The organism is Kitasatospora sp. NPDC059146 (assembly GCF_042786665.1).
In the GTDB taxonomy this organism is placed as follows: domain Bacteria; phylum Actinomycetota; class Actinomycetes; order Streptomycetales; family Streptomycetaceae; genus Kitasatospora.
The window spans coordinates 36,866-49,908 of record NZ_JBHZCY010000002.1; the positions used below are offsets into that span (position 1 = coordinate 36,866).

Consider the following 13,043-nt stretch of genomic DNA (forward strand, 5'->3'; position numbering starts at 1 on the left):
TCGGGACGGGGGTGGGCGGCGTGACCACGGATCCGCGCGGGCCGTTCGAGTCGGGTCGGCCGAGCAGGCAGGTCGAACAGGTCGAACAGGTCGGGCCGGTTGAGCCGGGCGAATTGGTCGAGCCGGGTGAACTGGTCGAGCCGGGCGAACTGGTCGAGCGGGTCGACGAGCACGACCGGGTGCTCGGCGTGGTCGAACGCGGCGAGGCGATCCGCCGCGGCTGGCTGCACCGGGTCGCCACCACCGTCTGCCGCGATCCGTCCGGCCGGGTGCTGGTGCACCGCCGCCCGGACGGCGCCGGCCGCTTCGGTGGGTGCCACGACGTGATGCTGGGCGGCGCACTGCGGGTGGGGGAGTCGTACGCCGCCGGGGCGCGGCGGGAGCTGGCGGAGGAGCTCGGGGTGAGCGTGCCGGTGCGCCACCGGTTCACCTTCCTCTGCCGGGGCGCGATCGCCCCGTACTGGCTGGGCGTGCACGAGGCCGTGCTGCCGCCGGACCTGATCGCCCCCGACGCGGTCGATCCGGCCGCGGTCGCCCGGTACGGCTGGCTGACCCTGCCCGAGCTGGCCGGCGCCGTACGGCGGTGGCCGTTCGTGCCGGACGGGCAGGTGGCGTTCCGCCGGTACCTGCTCGGGCTCCCGTCCGGGGCCGGAGGGGTCGACCATGGAGGGGTGGGCGCCGAGCCGGGGCCCGGCTGAGGCCCGGCGGCGCCCGAGAGGCGGTGAGCGTGGATGATCGTCCGAACGCGCCCGGGTGCCGCCCGCCACGCCGCGACCCCGCCCGGCGGCGGTAAGGGCCCGGGCCCCGGCGGCTGGGGCGGCCCGGGCCGAGGCCCCGGCCCCGGCCCCGGCCGCGGACCGGGGCAGGGCCCCGGCGGCACCCCGCCCAAGCCGCCCCCGCCCGCGCTGCGGCGCTGGCTGCTGCCGGTCGCCGTGCTGCTGACCCTGCTGCTCCTGGTGCTGCTGGCCAAGCCCGCCCCGACCGGCCCCCGCTACGGCTACACCGACCTGCTCAACCGGGTCGACGCCGGCCAGGTGCAGACCGTGGACGTCAGCGACACCGGCGGCGTGTCCGGCACCCTCAAGGACGGCACCCGGTTCACCAGCCAGATCCCGACCGCCCTGGACACCTCCCAGCTCGGCAAGGCGCTCTCCGACCAGCACGTGAACGTCACCGGCAGCCGGTCGGGCGGCAGCTCGATCTGGTCGACCCTGCTGCTGTTCCTGCCGCTGCTGCTCTTCGGCGGGCTGTTCCTCTGGTCCGGCCGGCTGGCCGCGCGGTCGCTCGGCGGCGGGCTCAGCGCCATCGGCCGCTCCCGGGCGAAGATCATCGAGGCCGAGCGGCCCGCCACCGGCTTCGCCGACGTCGCCGGGTACGAGGGGGTGAAGCAGGAGGTCAGCGAGGTGGTCGACTACCTGCGCAGCCCGGAGCGCTACGCCGCCGCCGGGGCCAAGGGGCCGCGCGGAGTGATCATGGTCGGCCCGCCGGGCACCGGCAAGACGCTGCTCGCCCGGGCGGTCGCCGGCGAGGCCTCGGTGCCCTTCCTGTCCGTCACCGGCTCCGGTTTCGTCGAGATGTTCGTCGGCGTCGGCGCCTCCCGGGTCCGCGACCTGTTCGACGAGGCCCGCAAGCGCGCACCGTCCATCGTCTTCATCGACGAGATCGACGCCGTCGGCGGGCGCCGCGCGGGCGGCACCCGGATCGGCGGCAACGACGAGCGCGAGCAGACCCTCAACCAGCTGCTCTCCGAGATGGACGGCTTCGACCAGAGCACCGGCATCGTCGTCATCGCCGCCACCAACCGGCCGGACGCCCTCGACCCCGCCCTGCTGCGCCCCGGCCGCTTCGACCGGCAGGTCGTCGTGCCGCTGCCCAACCAGGCCGAGCGGGCGGCCATCCTCGCCGTGCACACCCGCGGCAAGACCCTCGCCCCGGACACCGACCTGGACCGGATCGCCCGCGGCACCCCCGGCTTCTCCGGGGCCGACCTCGCCAACCTGGTCAACGAGGCCGCCATCAACGCCGTGCGCGCCGACCGGTCCACCCTCACCGCCGCAGACCTCGACGACGCCCGCGACCGGGTGCTGCTGGGCCGCCGGGAGTCCTCCAACGCGCTGCTGCCCGAGGAACGGCACTCCGTCGCCGTCCACGAGTCCGGGCACGCGCTGATGGCCGCGCTGTGCGAGCACGCCGACCCGGTCGCCAAGGTGACCATCCTCCCGGCCGGGGTCGCCCTCGGCGCCACCGAGCAACTCCCCGAGGCGGAACGGCACCTGTACAGCGAGAGCTACCTGAACGACCTGCTCGCCGTGCAGCTCGGCGGGCGCGCCGCCGAACTGGTGGTCTTCGGCGAGGGCTCCACCGGCGCCGCCAACGACCTCGCCAACGCCACCTCGGTGGCCACCCGGATGGTCCGCGAGTTCGGCCTCTCCCCGGACCTCGGCCCGGTCGGCTACTCCAGCGGCTCCCCGCAGTACCTCGGCGAGCACCCCGACGACCTGCTGCGCCGCCCGTACTCCGAGCAGACCCAGCGCGCGGTGGACGAGGCGGTGGCCGGGCTGCTGCGCGGCGCCGAGCGGCGGGCCCTCGGGCTGCTGCGCGAACACCGGCACCACCTGGACGAGTTGGCGGCGCTGCTGGTCGCCCAGGAGACGGTGGACGGCACCCTGGTGCTCGACATCCTGCGGCACCCGGCGCCGGGGACGCCCGGGGCGGACGGGAGCGGGGGCACAGGGACGGCACCCTGAGGCGGGGGGCGGTGCGGCCGGGGTGGATGATGGCGTGGTACCGATCCGAAGGAGCCCGACCATGACCGAAACCCTGCCCGCGGACGTCCAGCGCGAGATCGCCCTGGCCCTCGGAGTGGTGCCCGTCACCGACCCCGCGAAGGAGGCCGAGCGCCGGATCGCCTTCCTCGCCGACCAGCTGCGGGCCTCGGGCGCCCGCACCCTGGTGCTGGGGATCAGCGGCGGCGTGGACTCCACCACCACCGGGCGGCTCTGCCAGCTCGCCGTCGAGCGGCTGCGCGCCGAGGGGCACCAGGTGGCCTTCACGGCCATGCGACTGCCGTACGGCGTCCAGGCGGACGAGGCGGACGCCCAGCGAGCCCTCGACTTCATCCGGGCCGACGAGGTGCTGACGGTCGACGTCAAGCCCGCGACCGACGCCGCCTTCGACGCCCTGCTGACGGCGGGCGTCACCTTCCGCGACCACGCCCACGAGGACTTCGTGCGCGGCAACGTCAAGGCCCGCCAGCGGATGGTCGTCCAGTACGCGGCCGCGGGGGCGAGCGGCGGCCTGGTGGTCGGCACCGACCACGCGGCCGAGGCGGCCGTCGGCTTCTTCACCAAGTTCGGCGACGGCGCGGCCGACGTGATGCCGCTCTCCGGTCTGACGAAGCGTCAGGTCCGCGCAGTGGCGGCCCACTTGGGCGCGCCCGAGGAGCTGGTCGGCAAGGTCCCCACCGCAGACCTGGAGGACCTCGCCCCCGGCAAGGCCGACGAGGACGCCCTCGGCGTCGAGTACGGCGACCTGGACGACTTCCTGGAGGGCCGCCCGGTCAGCGAGCAGGTCTTCGACACCGTCCTCGGCCACTACCGCCGCACCGAGCACAAGCGCGCCCTGCCGATCACCCCGGGCCAGGCGTGACCGACCCGGACGGGCGCGCGGGGCGCGCGGCCGGGGCGGTCCTCGGCGCGGCCGTGGGCGACGCCCTCGGCGCACCGTACGAGTTCGGCCCGGCCGGCGCGCTGAGCGCCCGCTTCCCGCTCGGTGGTGCGGAGCTGGTCGCGGGCGGCGGCTGGGACCTCGGCGAGGCCACCGACGACACCCAGATGGCTGTCCTGGTCGCCGAATCCCTGCTCGAACGGGGTGGGTTGGACCTCCCGGACATCTTCGACCGGTTCCGCCGCTGGGCCGCCGCCGAGCCCAAGGACATCGGCATCCAGACCGAGTCCGTCCTCACCAACGGCTACGCCTGGGACCTCGCGGCCGCCGTCCACTTCAACACCACCCTGCGCGCCGCGGGCAACGGTTCGCTGATGCGGGCGGCCACCTCCGCCGTCGCCTTCGCCGGCGCCGGGCGGGAGGCCACCATGGCCGCCGCCCGGCGGATCGCCGCGCTCACCCACGGCGACCGGGCCGCCTGGGAGGGCACCGCGGTCTTCCACGAGCTGGTCCGGCTCGCCCTCGACGGCACCGACCCGCTCGCCGAACTCCCCACCGTGCTGGCCGCCGTGGACCCGGACGACCGTGAGCGCTACGCCACCGTCCTGGCCCCGGACTGGCACCCCGACCGGGCCGCCGAGCCCAACGGCGCGTTCTGGCCCTGCCTCGGCTCGGCCGTCTGGGCCCTGCGCACCACCGACGGCTTCGAGGCGGCCGTCCACGCCGCCGTCGACCTCGGCGGCGACACCGACACCGTCGCGGCCGTCACCGGCGGCCTGGCCGGGGCCCGCTACGGGCTCGCGGCGATCCCGGCCCGCTGGACCGAGCCGCTGCACGTGCCCCTGCCGGGCTCCGGCGGCCGGGTGCTGCGGGCGGCCGATCTGATCGCGATGGCGGCGCGGCTGGCGGGCTGAGCCTCGGGGTGCGGGGCGGCTGCGGTGGCCGGCCGGGGTGGCGAACAGGGCTGCCTCCGGCCCCCCTTGATCGTTCCGGCGTGCGGCTCGCTACCGTACGTCGTGGAACGGTTCGACGTCGAAGGGGGAGACGGCATGGCTGACATGACGGTGCGTCCGGTGGCCCGTGTGGTGGGTGGCCGGGAGGACGTGCGGGACGACGGGTGGGGCGGTGTCGCGGCGGTGATCCGGCTGGACGCCGGGCAGTTCACCGAGGAGTCGCTGTACGGGCTGGACCTGCACGTCACCGGCCTGGACGCGGTGGCGGGCACGCCGGTGCTCGACATCAAGCCGTACCTGGCCGAGTTCGGCCCGCGCGGTGGGCTCCGGCAGCCCGCGTGGTCGACCGAGCTGATGCGCGCCTACTACGACGGCGAGGTCTGAGCGGTGACGGAGCAGCGGCTCGCGGTGGTGTCCGGCGGCGGGACGGGGATCGGGCGGGCGATCGCCGCCCGGCTGGCCGGGGACGGGTGCCGGGTGGTGGTCCTGGGGCGTCGGGCGGCCGTGCTGGAGGAGGCCCGGGCGGAGATCGAGCGCACCGCCGGGCCGGGGGCCGTGGTGCCGCTGGCGGGTGACCTGGCGGATCCGGCGGCGGTCGAGCGGGTGGCCGCCCGGATCGCCGAACTCGGTCCGGTGGACGTGCTGGTGAACAACGCGGGTGCGATCATCACTCCGCCCGAGGACGACGGCCTGGCCGCGCTGGCCGCCTCCTGGCGGCGGGACCTGGACACCAATCTGCTGACCGCCGTGCTGCTGACCACCGCGCTCCAGGGGGTGCTGCGCCGGCCCGGCGGCCGCCTGGTGGTGATCAGTTCGGCGGCCGCCCAGCGCGGTGGCGCGGGCCCGCACTCGGCGGGCTCGTACGCGGCCGTGAAGGCGGCGCTGCACGGCTGGGCGTTCGGCCTGGCCCGGCAGTTGGGGCCGGACGGGATCACGGTGAACGTGCTGGCCCCGGGCTACGTGGCGGACACCGAGATCTTCGGCGTGGACCGGGACGAGGAGTTCCACGCCCGGAAGGTCGCCGACACCCTGGTCGGCCGGGCCGGCACGCCCGAGGACGTGGCCGAGGCGGTGGCCTACATCGCCTCGCCGGCGGCCGGTTACCTCACCGGGCAGGTGATCGGGCTGAACGGGGGCGCGGTGCTGGGTCGATGAGCGGCTCCGCCGGGCGGACGAGCCGTTCATCGGACGTCTACCGCCGCTGCCTACGGTGAGTGCTCGTACGAACCGGGCCCGACCACAGGAGTCTCCGCTGTCCAGGATCATCACCACCGCCCTGCCCGCGCACGGGCACGTCAGCCCGCTGCTGGCCATCTCCGCCGACCTCGCCGCGCGCGGCCACGAGGTGGTCTTCCTGGGCGGCTCGCGCTTCGCGGAGGCGGCCGGGCGGGCCGGGGTGCGCTTCGCCGCGCTGCCCGCCGAGGCCGACTGGGACGACCGCGACCTCGACGGCTCCTTCCCGGGTCGGGCGGAGCTGGCGCCCGGCCCGGAGCGGATCGCCTTCGACGTGCGGCACGTCTTCCTGGACCCGGTGCCCCACCAGTACCGGGCCCTGCTCGCGCTGTTGGCGGAGTTCCCGGCCGACGCCGTCGTCGCGGACGCCTTCGTCCAGGGCGTGCTGCCGCTGGCGCTCGCCCGTCCGAGGGCGCAGCGTCCGGCGCTGATCGGGGTCGGGACCACCCCGGCGATGCTGCCGAGCGCGGACACCGCGCCGTTCGGGCTGGCGCTGCCGCCGCTGCCGGGGGAGGAGGGCCGGATCCGCAACCGCTCCCTGCGGGAGGAGGTGGACCGGCGCGGCGAGCCCTTGCAGCGGTACGCGGAGAAGGTGTTCGCGGAGGCGGGCGTCCAGCTGCCGGAGGGGCCGCGCGGGCTGGCCCAGGTGACGGTGCCGGACGCGTACCTCCAGCTGACCGTGCCCGGCTTCGAGTACCCGCGCTCCGACGCGCCCGCCTCGTACCGGCTGATCGGCGCGCTGCCGGGCAACGTCGGCGAGGAGCAGCCGCTGCCGGGGTGGTGGGCGGAGCTGACCGGTGAGCGGCCGGTCGTGGTGGTGACCCAGGGGACGCTGGCCAACGACGACCTGGGCGAGCTGGTCGCACCGACGGTCCGCGCGCTGGCGGACCGGGACGTGCTGGTGGTGGCCGCCACCGTCCGGCCGGACGGGCCGGCGGAGCTGGCCGAACTGCTGGGCGGCCGGCTGCCGGAGAACGTCCGGGCCGCCGGGTACGTGCCGTTCGACCGGCTGCTGCCGCACACCGACGTGCTGGTGAGCAACGGCGGCTACGGCGGGGTGCAGACCGCGCTGCGGTACGGGGTGCCGGTGGTGGTGGCCGGGGCGAGCGAGGACAAGCCGGAGGTCGCGGCCCGGGTGCAGTGGGCCGGCGTGGGGCTGGACCTGCGCACCGGCCGCCCGGCCCCGGAGGCGGTCGGCCGGGCGGTGGCGCAGGTGCTCGCCGAGGGCCGGTTCCGCGAACGGGCCCGCGCGCTGGGCGCGGAGTTCGCGGAGTACCGGCCGTTCGACACCATCGCCGAGCTGGTCGACTCGCTCTGAACCGGTCGGCTCGCTCTGAGCAGGTCGGCTCGGGCCGGGTCGGGCGGCTCGTGCCCGGCCGGCCGGGCCGGTCAGTCCCCGTCGGCGTCCGGCTCCGTGGTGGGCGTGGCGGCGGCCCCGCCCTTGCTGATGCCGAGCTTGGCCTCGGCCGTCGTCCAGTCGGTGGCGATCGCCTGCTGGGCGGCGGTCAGGGTGACCTGGCCCTTGCAGATCGCGGTGTGCAGGTGGGTCTCCACCGAGTCCTTGGGGTTGTTCGGGCCCTTGCCCGGGACGTGGCCGGGGGAGGGCGGCTGGACCCACAGGTTGCGCGGGTCGTTGGGGTCGCCGCCGAGCTGGAGGCTGATCAGGTGGTCGTACTCGGCGTCGCCCATCGGGCCGGTGTAGCCGTAGGACTTGGCGTTCTCGGCCTTCTCCTTGCCGGTGACGTTCACCGGCGGGCGGATGGTCGAGGTGTAGCCGCCCGGCTTGCAGATGGTGTCGTTGATGGTGCCCTGGTTGACCGCCGGGCTGATCGCGCCCGGGGTGCAGTTCGGGTCGGGCAGCGGCTGCTTGTCCGCCGTGTAGCGGTAGTGGCAGCTGCCCGCCGCGGGCTGCGGCTGGGCGTCGTAGGAGCTCTTCGGTCCGGGGCCGGTCACGATCGCGGCCGGGACGGGCTGGGCGGCGTCCCCGGCGGCCGCCGGGGCGGAGCCGTGGGCGCTGCTGCTGTGGGCGGAGGCCTTGCCGCCGGAGCCGTCCTTGGCGGTGTGGCCGCCGCCGGACGAGCAGCCTGCGGCGGCGGCGAGCAGGACGGCCGCGGCTATGGCGAGGGCGCCTCGGGCGGGTGCCGGCACGGAGTTCCTCCAGGTCGTTGCGGTGGCACGGGCGGCCGGCCGACGAAGGTGCCGGGGGCCGCGCCAGCGGACACTACCGTGTGGAGGGGGCCGAAGGGGTGACGCCACGTCCGGCGCGGGAGGACGGCGGCGGGCGCGCGGAATCGTTCTCGCACTCCTGACGCGTCGACGGGCCTGCCACCGCCCGGCCCCGGCCCGGCCCCGGCGAGGCCCCGGCGAGGCCACCCGGGGCCGGCGGGACCGTCAGACCGACCGCAGCGCCGTGATCCAGTCGCTGATCAGGTCCTCCAGCACGCCCAGCGGCAGGCTGCCGTGCCCGATCACCTCGTGGTGGAACTCCCGCACGTCGAAGAGCCCGCCGAGCTCGGCCCGGGCCCGCTCGCGGTGCCGGACGATCTCCCGACGCCCGATCAGGTACGCGGTGGCCTGGCCCGGCCAGGCGATGTAGCGGTCGATCTCGTTGCGGACGTTGGCCTCCGGGGTGGCCGTGTTGTCCCGCAGGTAGGCCATCGCCCGCTCCCGGGACCAGCCGTAGTGGTGCAGCCCGGTGTCCACCACCAGGCGCACCGCGCGCAGCGCGTCCATCGACAGCATGCCGAAGCGGGATAGCTCCGAGCCGTACAGGCCCATCTCGTCGGCCAGCCGCTCGGTGTACAGGCCCCAGCCCTCGACGTGCGCGGTCAGCTGGCCGTTCGGCCGCTGCCGGAACTCCGGCAGGTGGTGCAGGGTGCGGGCGAGCGCGAGCTGCAGGTGGTGGCCGGGCACGCTCTCGTGGAAGGCGATCGCCTCGTACTCGTAGCTGAACCGGCTCCCCGGGTTCAGCGTGTTGATCCAGTGGGTGCCGGGCAGTCCGCCCGGGCCCGGCGGCTGGTAGTAGGCCAGCGGCGCGGTCTCCGCCTCCAGCGGGTCGATCTCCCGGGTCACGCAGTCGGCGATCGGGTACGGGCGGAACCAGTCGGTGGAGGCGCGCCGGGCCCGGTCCAAGGCGCCGTCCACCAGGGCGACCATCTCGGCCGCGCTGGTGAAGCGCAGCGAGCGGTCCTCGCGCAGTGCGGTCAGCACCTCGTCGGTGCCGCTGATGCCGAGCACCCGGGCGCCCAGCTCGCCGAACTCCTCGCGCAGCGCCGCCACCGTCTCCAGGCCGATCCGGTGCACCTCCTCCGGGCCCAGCCCCGGCCGGGTGAAGCGGCCGACGGCGTCCGCGTAGCCCTCGTCGCCGCCGGGCACGTAGCAGACCCCGGCCTCGGCGTCCGGGCGGGCGGCCGGTGCCAGCCGCTGGGCCAGCCCGGCCCGGTAGCGGGCCACGGCCGGGCGCACGCCCTCGCGGACGATGGCCCGGGCCCGCTCGAACTCCCGGCGGCCCTGGAGCGGGCGCAGCAGCTGGTCGGCGGTCGGGTCGGCGGCCAGGTAGCCGTCCAGCTGGGTGATGGCGGCGTCCACGCCGCTGCGCAGCGGGTGGCGGCCCTCGGCGGCGGCGTCCAGGCTGCGGCGCAGGACGGCGTCGAAGTAGCCGGGCAGGCCGGCCAGCCGCTCCAGGTAGGCGTCGGTGCCCTCGTGGTCGACGGCGGTCATGGCGAGCGAGGTGAAGACCGTGTTGTGCGGGGCGACGATGGTCGCGGAGACGCTGACCTCGGCGAGTCCGTGGGTGATCCGGCCGTCGTTGTCGTCGATCAGCCGGGCGAGCACCCGGTGGGTGGTGCGGTCCTCGCCGGCCAGTCCGTCCAGCGGGACGGCGGCCAGCCGGGCGGCCAGGCCGCGGAGCACCTCGCGGTGGCGCAGGGCGGCCGCGCGGGACGGGTCGGGCACCTCGTGGGCGTAGCCCTCGGTGCCGGAGAGGGTGGCCTCGAAGGGGTCGTGGCCGTTCTCGGCGGCGAAGAACTCGTCCGCGAGGGCGGCCAGTTCGGTGTGGTGGGCGGGGACGGCTCGGTGGGACGTGTCGTTCGGCTGCTCGGTCATGGTCGCTCCCGGGTCCGGTGGGGGCAGTGCGACACGGGTTCCCTGAGGGCCCGATCGGGCCGATTATTCGGAGTCGGCCACGGCGCGGTCAATACGCACCGGGGGGAGAGCAGTTCGGGCCGCCGACGGCGAACGCGCCCACCGGGGACGGCGTCTTCGGCAGGCCCGCAGGTACCGGGCGGGCAGCGGGCACAGGGCGCCAGGTGCCGGACACCGGGCATGACGGTGCCGGCGTCCGTCCTCCCTGGACGAACGCCGGCACCGGTGGAGCGAGGGGGTCCGGTGGCCGGCCCCCGGAGGGGCTCAGCTGCCCTGGGCCTCCTTGGCGGCCTTCTCGGCGGCCTCCTTCTCGTGCTTCGCCTTGATCCGGGCGGTCTCCTTGCGGACGTCCACCTGGTTGGCGCGCTCGTGCTGGAGCCACAGCGGGTTCTCGGCCTTGAGGGCGTCGACCTCGGCGGTGGTCAGCGCCTCGGTCACGCCGCCGCGGGCCAGGCCCGCGATGGAGATGCCGAGCTTGCCGGCGATCACCGGGCGCGGGTGCGGGCCGTTCTTGCGCAGCTCCTGGAGCCACTGCGGCGGCTCGGCCTGCAGCGCGCTGAGCTCCTCGCGGGAGACCACGCCCTCCTGGAAGTCGGTCGGCGCGGCCGCGAGGTAGATCCCCAGCTTCTTGGCCGCCGTGGCCGGCTTCATGGTCTGGCTGGTCTTCTGCTTGAGCGATGTCATGGAACAAGGGTAAGGGAGTGCGCGGGCGCTTCCGGTCACGGTCGGTAGCCTTGCCCTGTGACAGACATGCAGGTGAACCAGCCCTTCCGGCTCGCGTACGTCCCGGGCGTGACCCCCGGCAAATGGGCCCGGGTGTGGATCGAACGGCTTCCGGACGTCCGGCTCGACCTCGTCGCGGTGCCCTCCACCGACGGTGAGCGGATCCTGCGCGAGGGCGCGGTGGACGCCGGACTGGTCCGGCTGCCGGTCGACAAGGACGTGCTGAGCGCGATCCCGCTGTACACGGAGACCACCGTGGTGGTCTTCCCCAAGGACCACTGGCTGGCCGCCGCGGAGGAGGTCGCCCTCGACGAGCTCGCCGACGAGGTGGTGTTCCACCCGCTGGACGACACCCTCGGCTTCACGGCCGGGACCCTGCCCGGGCGCCCGGCGATCGCCCGCCCGGACACCACGGCGGACGCGGTCGAGCTGGTGGCGGCCAACGTCGGCGTGCTGCTGGTGCCCCAGTCGCTGGCCCGGCTGCACCACCGGCGGGACCTCACCTACCGGACGGTGCCGGAGGCGCCGCAGTCGCAGGTCGCGCTGTCCTGGCCGCAGGAGCGGACCACGGACCTGGTGGAGGAGTTCATCGGGATCGTCCGGGGGCGCACCGTCAACAGCTCGCGCGGCCGCGGGGCCGGACAGCCGGCCGACGCCCCGGCGGAGAGCCGGCCGAAGAAGGCGGCGGCGCCGCGGAAGCCGCAGCAGCAGAAGGCCGGCGGCCAGAAGACGGGTGCGCAGAAGGCGGGCGGCCAGCGGACCGGCGCGCAGAAGGGCCGGGGCGGCCCGGCCGCGGCCCGGCGCGGTAAGCCGAAGCGGCGCTCCTGACCGCCGCGCGGGAGTAGCGTCGGCCCCGTTCCGGACGGCCGTTCCGGAGCGTCCTGGTGGGAGGAGCGGGGCCGTGTGGCATGACCTGGTGGTCGTCCAGATTCCGATCGTGGAGAAGGTCCTCCGGACGATCGCCGTCTACGTGCTGATCCTGGTGCTGTTCCGGCTGGCCGGGAAGCGCGGGCTGGCGGGGCTGAACACCTTCGACATGGTGGTCGTGTTCCTGCTCTCCAACGTGGTGCAGAACGCGATCATCGGCAACGACAACAGCCTGCTGGGCGGCGCGATCGGCGCCGTCACCCTGATCGCGGTGAACGCCGGGGTGACCCGCTGGCTGGCCCGCGATCCGCGGGCCGCGCGGCTCCTGGAGGGGGCGCCCACCACGGTGGTCCGCGACGGCGCGCTGGTGCCCGGCGCGCTGCGCGAGCTGGCGCTGCGACCGTCCGAGCTGGAGCACGCGATCCGGGTCCAGAACGGCGACGACGTGAGCGACGTGGCGCGGGCCCGGCTGGAGCCGGACGGGCAGCTGCTGGTCACCCTGCGGGAGGCCGAGCGGAGCGCGACCAAGGGCGACGTCGACGAGCTGCGGGAGCGGCTGGCGACGATCGAGCGGCTGCTGACCACGCTCGCCGAGGAGCGCCGCCCGCCGCGCTGACCGCCTGCCTGCTGCCTGCTGCCTGCCGCCTGCGGGCCGCAGGCTTCGGGCCGACGGACCCGGCCGCCCCCGGCCCCGCCCAGGGGTGGTCAGCCGCCGGTGCGGGCGGCGGCCGGGGCGGTGGCACGGCGTCGGCCGCGGGCGGTGGCGGCGGCCAGGGCGAAGCCGAGCGCGGCGGCGAGGAGGTGGCCGACGGTGGTGAACTCGGGCAGGGGGCCCGGCCACTCCTCGTCGCCGGTGAGCGGCCAGGCGAGCACGAAGGCGGCCCAGGGCAGTCGGGCCCAGCGGGGCAGGGCGAGGGTGGCGAAGGCGAGGGCGCCCTGGGCGCCGTAGCTGATGCCGTAGTCGGAGGCCGCCCGGACGCTCTCCGGGTACCAGCCCTGGTGCAGGGCGAAGAGGATCACCAGGGCGGTGACCAGGGTCGCCCCGACGTGCCCGGCGAGGAAGACGGCGGCGGCGCGGGGCGTGCCGAAGCGGCGTTCGGCCCAGGCCAGGCCGACGACGATGCCGAGGCCCAGGGTGATCAGGGTGCCGCCGAAGCCGGTGGAGGTGATGTCGGTGAGCGTGCCGTCGTACAGCAGGGCGCTGCCGGCCAGGGCGCGGACGGGGTGGTCGTGCAGGTTGTCCAGGTTGGTGCTGATGTAGGCCCGGAGGTCGTCGGCCTGCTCCTCGGTCAGCCCGTACTCGACCCAGGCGTGCCCGAGGAGCAGCAGCGCGACGTAGACGAAGGTCAGCGGTGAGCGCCGCGGGTACGTGCGGACGGCGCGCAGCAGCGTGCTGAGGAGCCCCAACGGGGGTCGAGCGTTCATGTTCTGATGGTGTCCCGGTCGAGCGGCTGGTCC

General features: G+C 75.6%; 13 protein-coding genes. 9 read left to right on the forward strand and 4 right to left on the reverse strand.

Annotated elements, in window-relative coordinates; genetic code table 11:
• Window positions 1-20 precede the first annotated feature (20 nt).
• From ACFXPX_RS01125 to ACFXPX_RS01155, 7 genes are all read left to right on the forward strand, one after another.
• On the forward strand, window positions 21-698 hold the full coding sequence (locus ACFXPX_RS01125) for an NUDIX hydrolase (protein WP_380638990.1): 678 nt from the start codon (window positions 21-23) through the stop codon (window positions 696-698).
• Window positions 699-731: 33 nt separating this feature from the next.
• Window positions 732-2,747, forward strand: coding sequence for an ATP-dependent zinc metalloprotease FtsH (gene ftsH / locus ACFXPX_RS01130; protein ID WP_380638992.1), 2,016 nt, complete (start codon window positions 732-734; stop codon window positions 2,745-2,747).
• Between the two features lie 61 nt (window positions 2,748-2,808).
• On the forward strand, window positions 2,809-3,648 hold the full coding sequence (gene nadE, locus ACFXPX_RS01135) for an ammonia-dependent NAD(+) synthetase (RefSeq protein ID WP_375886107.1): 840 nt from the start codon (window positions 2,809-2,811) through the stop codon (window positions 3,646-3,648).
• Window positions 3,645-4,580 (forward strand): ADP-ribosylglycohydrolase family protein, encoded by a 936-nt coding sequence (locus tag ACFXPX_RS01140; RefSeq protein ID WP_380638994.1) that lies wholly within the window; start codon window positions 3,645-3,647, stop codon window positions 4,578-4,580. Before nadE ends, ACFXPX_RS01140 begins: the two co-directional genes overlap by 4 nt.
• 144 nt (window positions 4,581-4,724) lie before the next feature.
• Window positions 4,725-5,003, forward strand: coding sequence for a TrmO family methyltransferase (locus ACFXPX_RS01145; protein ID WP_380524782.1), 279 nt, complete (start codon window positions 4,725-4,727; stop codon window positions 5,001-5,003).
• A 3-nt stretch (window positions 5,004-5,006) separates the two neighbouring features.
• Window positions 5,007-5,774, forward strand: a complete 768-nt coding sequence (locus tag ACFXPX_RS01150) for an SDR family NAD(P)-dependent oxidoreductase (protein WP_380638997.1) — start codon at window positions 5,007-5,009, stop codon at window positions 5,772-5,774.
• A gap of 55 nt (window positions 5,775-5,829) precedes the next feature.
• Window positions 5,830-7,170, forward strand: a complete 1,341-nt coding sequence (locus ACFXPX_RS01155) for a glycosyltransferase (protein WP_380639000.1) — start codon at window positions 5,830-5,832, stop codon at window positions 7,168-7,170.
• A gap of 71 nt (window positions 7,171-7,241) precedes the next feature.
• Here ACFXPX_RS01155 and ACFXPX_RS01160 read toward each other — a convergent pair whose 3' ends face one another.
• The 3 genes from ACFXPX_RS01160 to ACFXPX_RS01170 all read right to left on the reverse strand — a co-directional run bounded on the left by ACFXPX_RS01160 (window position 7,242) and on the right by ACFXPX_RS01170 (window position 10,679).
• Window positions 7,242-8,000, reverse strand: coding sequence for a hypothetical protein (locus tag ACFXPX_RS01160; protein ID WP_380639003.1), 759 nt, complete (start codon window positions 7,998-8,000; stop codon window positions 7,242-7,244).
• Between the two features lie 243 nt (window positions 8,001-8,243).
• Complete coding sequence (locus tag ACFXPX_RS01165; RefSeq protein WP_380524753.1) at window positions 8,244-9,956, reverse strand: DUF885 domain-containing protein; 1,713 nt, start codon at window positions 9,954-9,956, stop codon at window positions 8,244-8,246.
• Window positions 9,957-10,259: 303 nt separating this feature from the next.
• A complete protein-coding gene (locus tag ACFXPX_RS01170; protein ID WP_375886123.1) occupies window positions 10,260-10,679 on the reverse strand; it encodes a DUF5997 family protein in 420 nt (139 codons plus the stop codon).
• Window positions 10,680-10,736: 57 nt separating this feature from the next.
• Between ACFXPX_RS01170 and ACFXPX_RS01175 the strand changes: the two genes are divergently transcribed.
• Both ACFXPX_RS01175 and ACFXPX_RS01180 read left to right on the forward strand, forming a co-directional pair.
• Window positions 10,737-11,546 (forward strand): LysR family substrate-binding domain-containing protein, encoded by an 810-nt coding sequence (locus tag ACFXPX_RS01175; protein ID WP_375886125.1) that lies wholly within the window; start codon window positions 10,737-10,739, stop codon window positions 11,544-11,546.
• A 73-nt stretch (window positions 11,547-11,619) separates the two neighbouring features.
• On the forward strand, window positions 11,620-12,201 hold the full coding sequence (locus ACFXPX_RS01180) for a DUF421 domain-containing protein (protein WP_380524752.1): 582 nt from the start codon (window positions 11,620-11,622) through the stop codon (window positions 12,199-12,201).
• An 89-nt stretch (window positions 12,202-12,290) separates the two neighbouring features.
• Here the strand turns inward: ACFXPX_RS01180 and ACFXPX_RS01185 are convergent, their stop codons facing one another.
• Complete coding sequence (locus ACFXPX_RS01185; protein ID WP_380524751.1) at window positions 12,291-13,010, reverse strand: rhomboid-like protein; 720 nt, start codon at window positions 13,008-13,010, stop codon at window positions 12,291-12,293.
• Window positions 13,011-13,043: the final 33 nt, after the last annotated feature.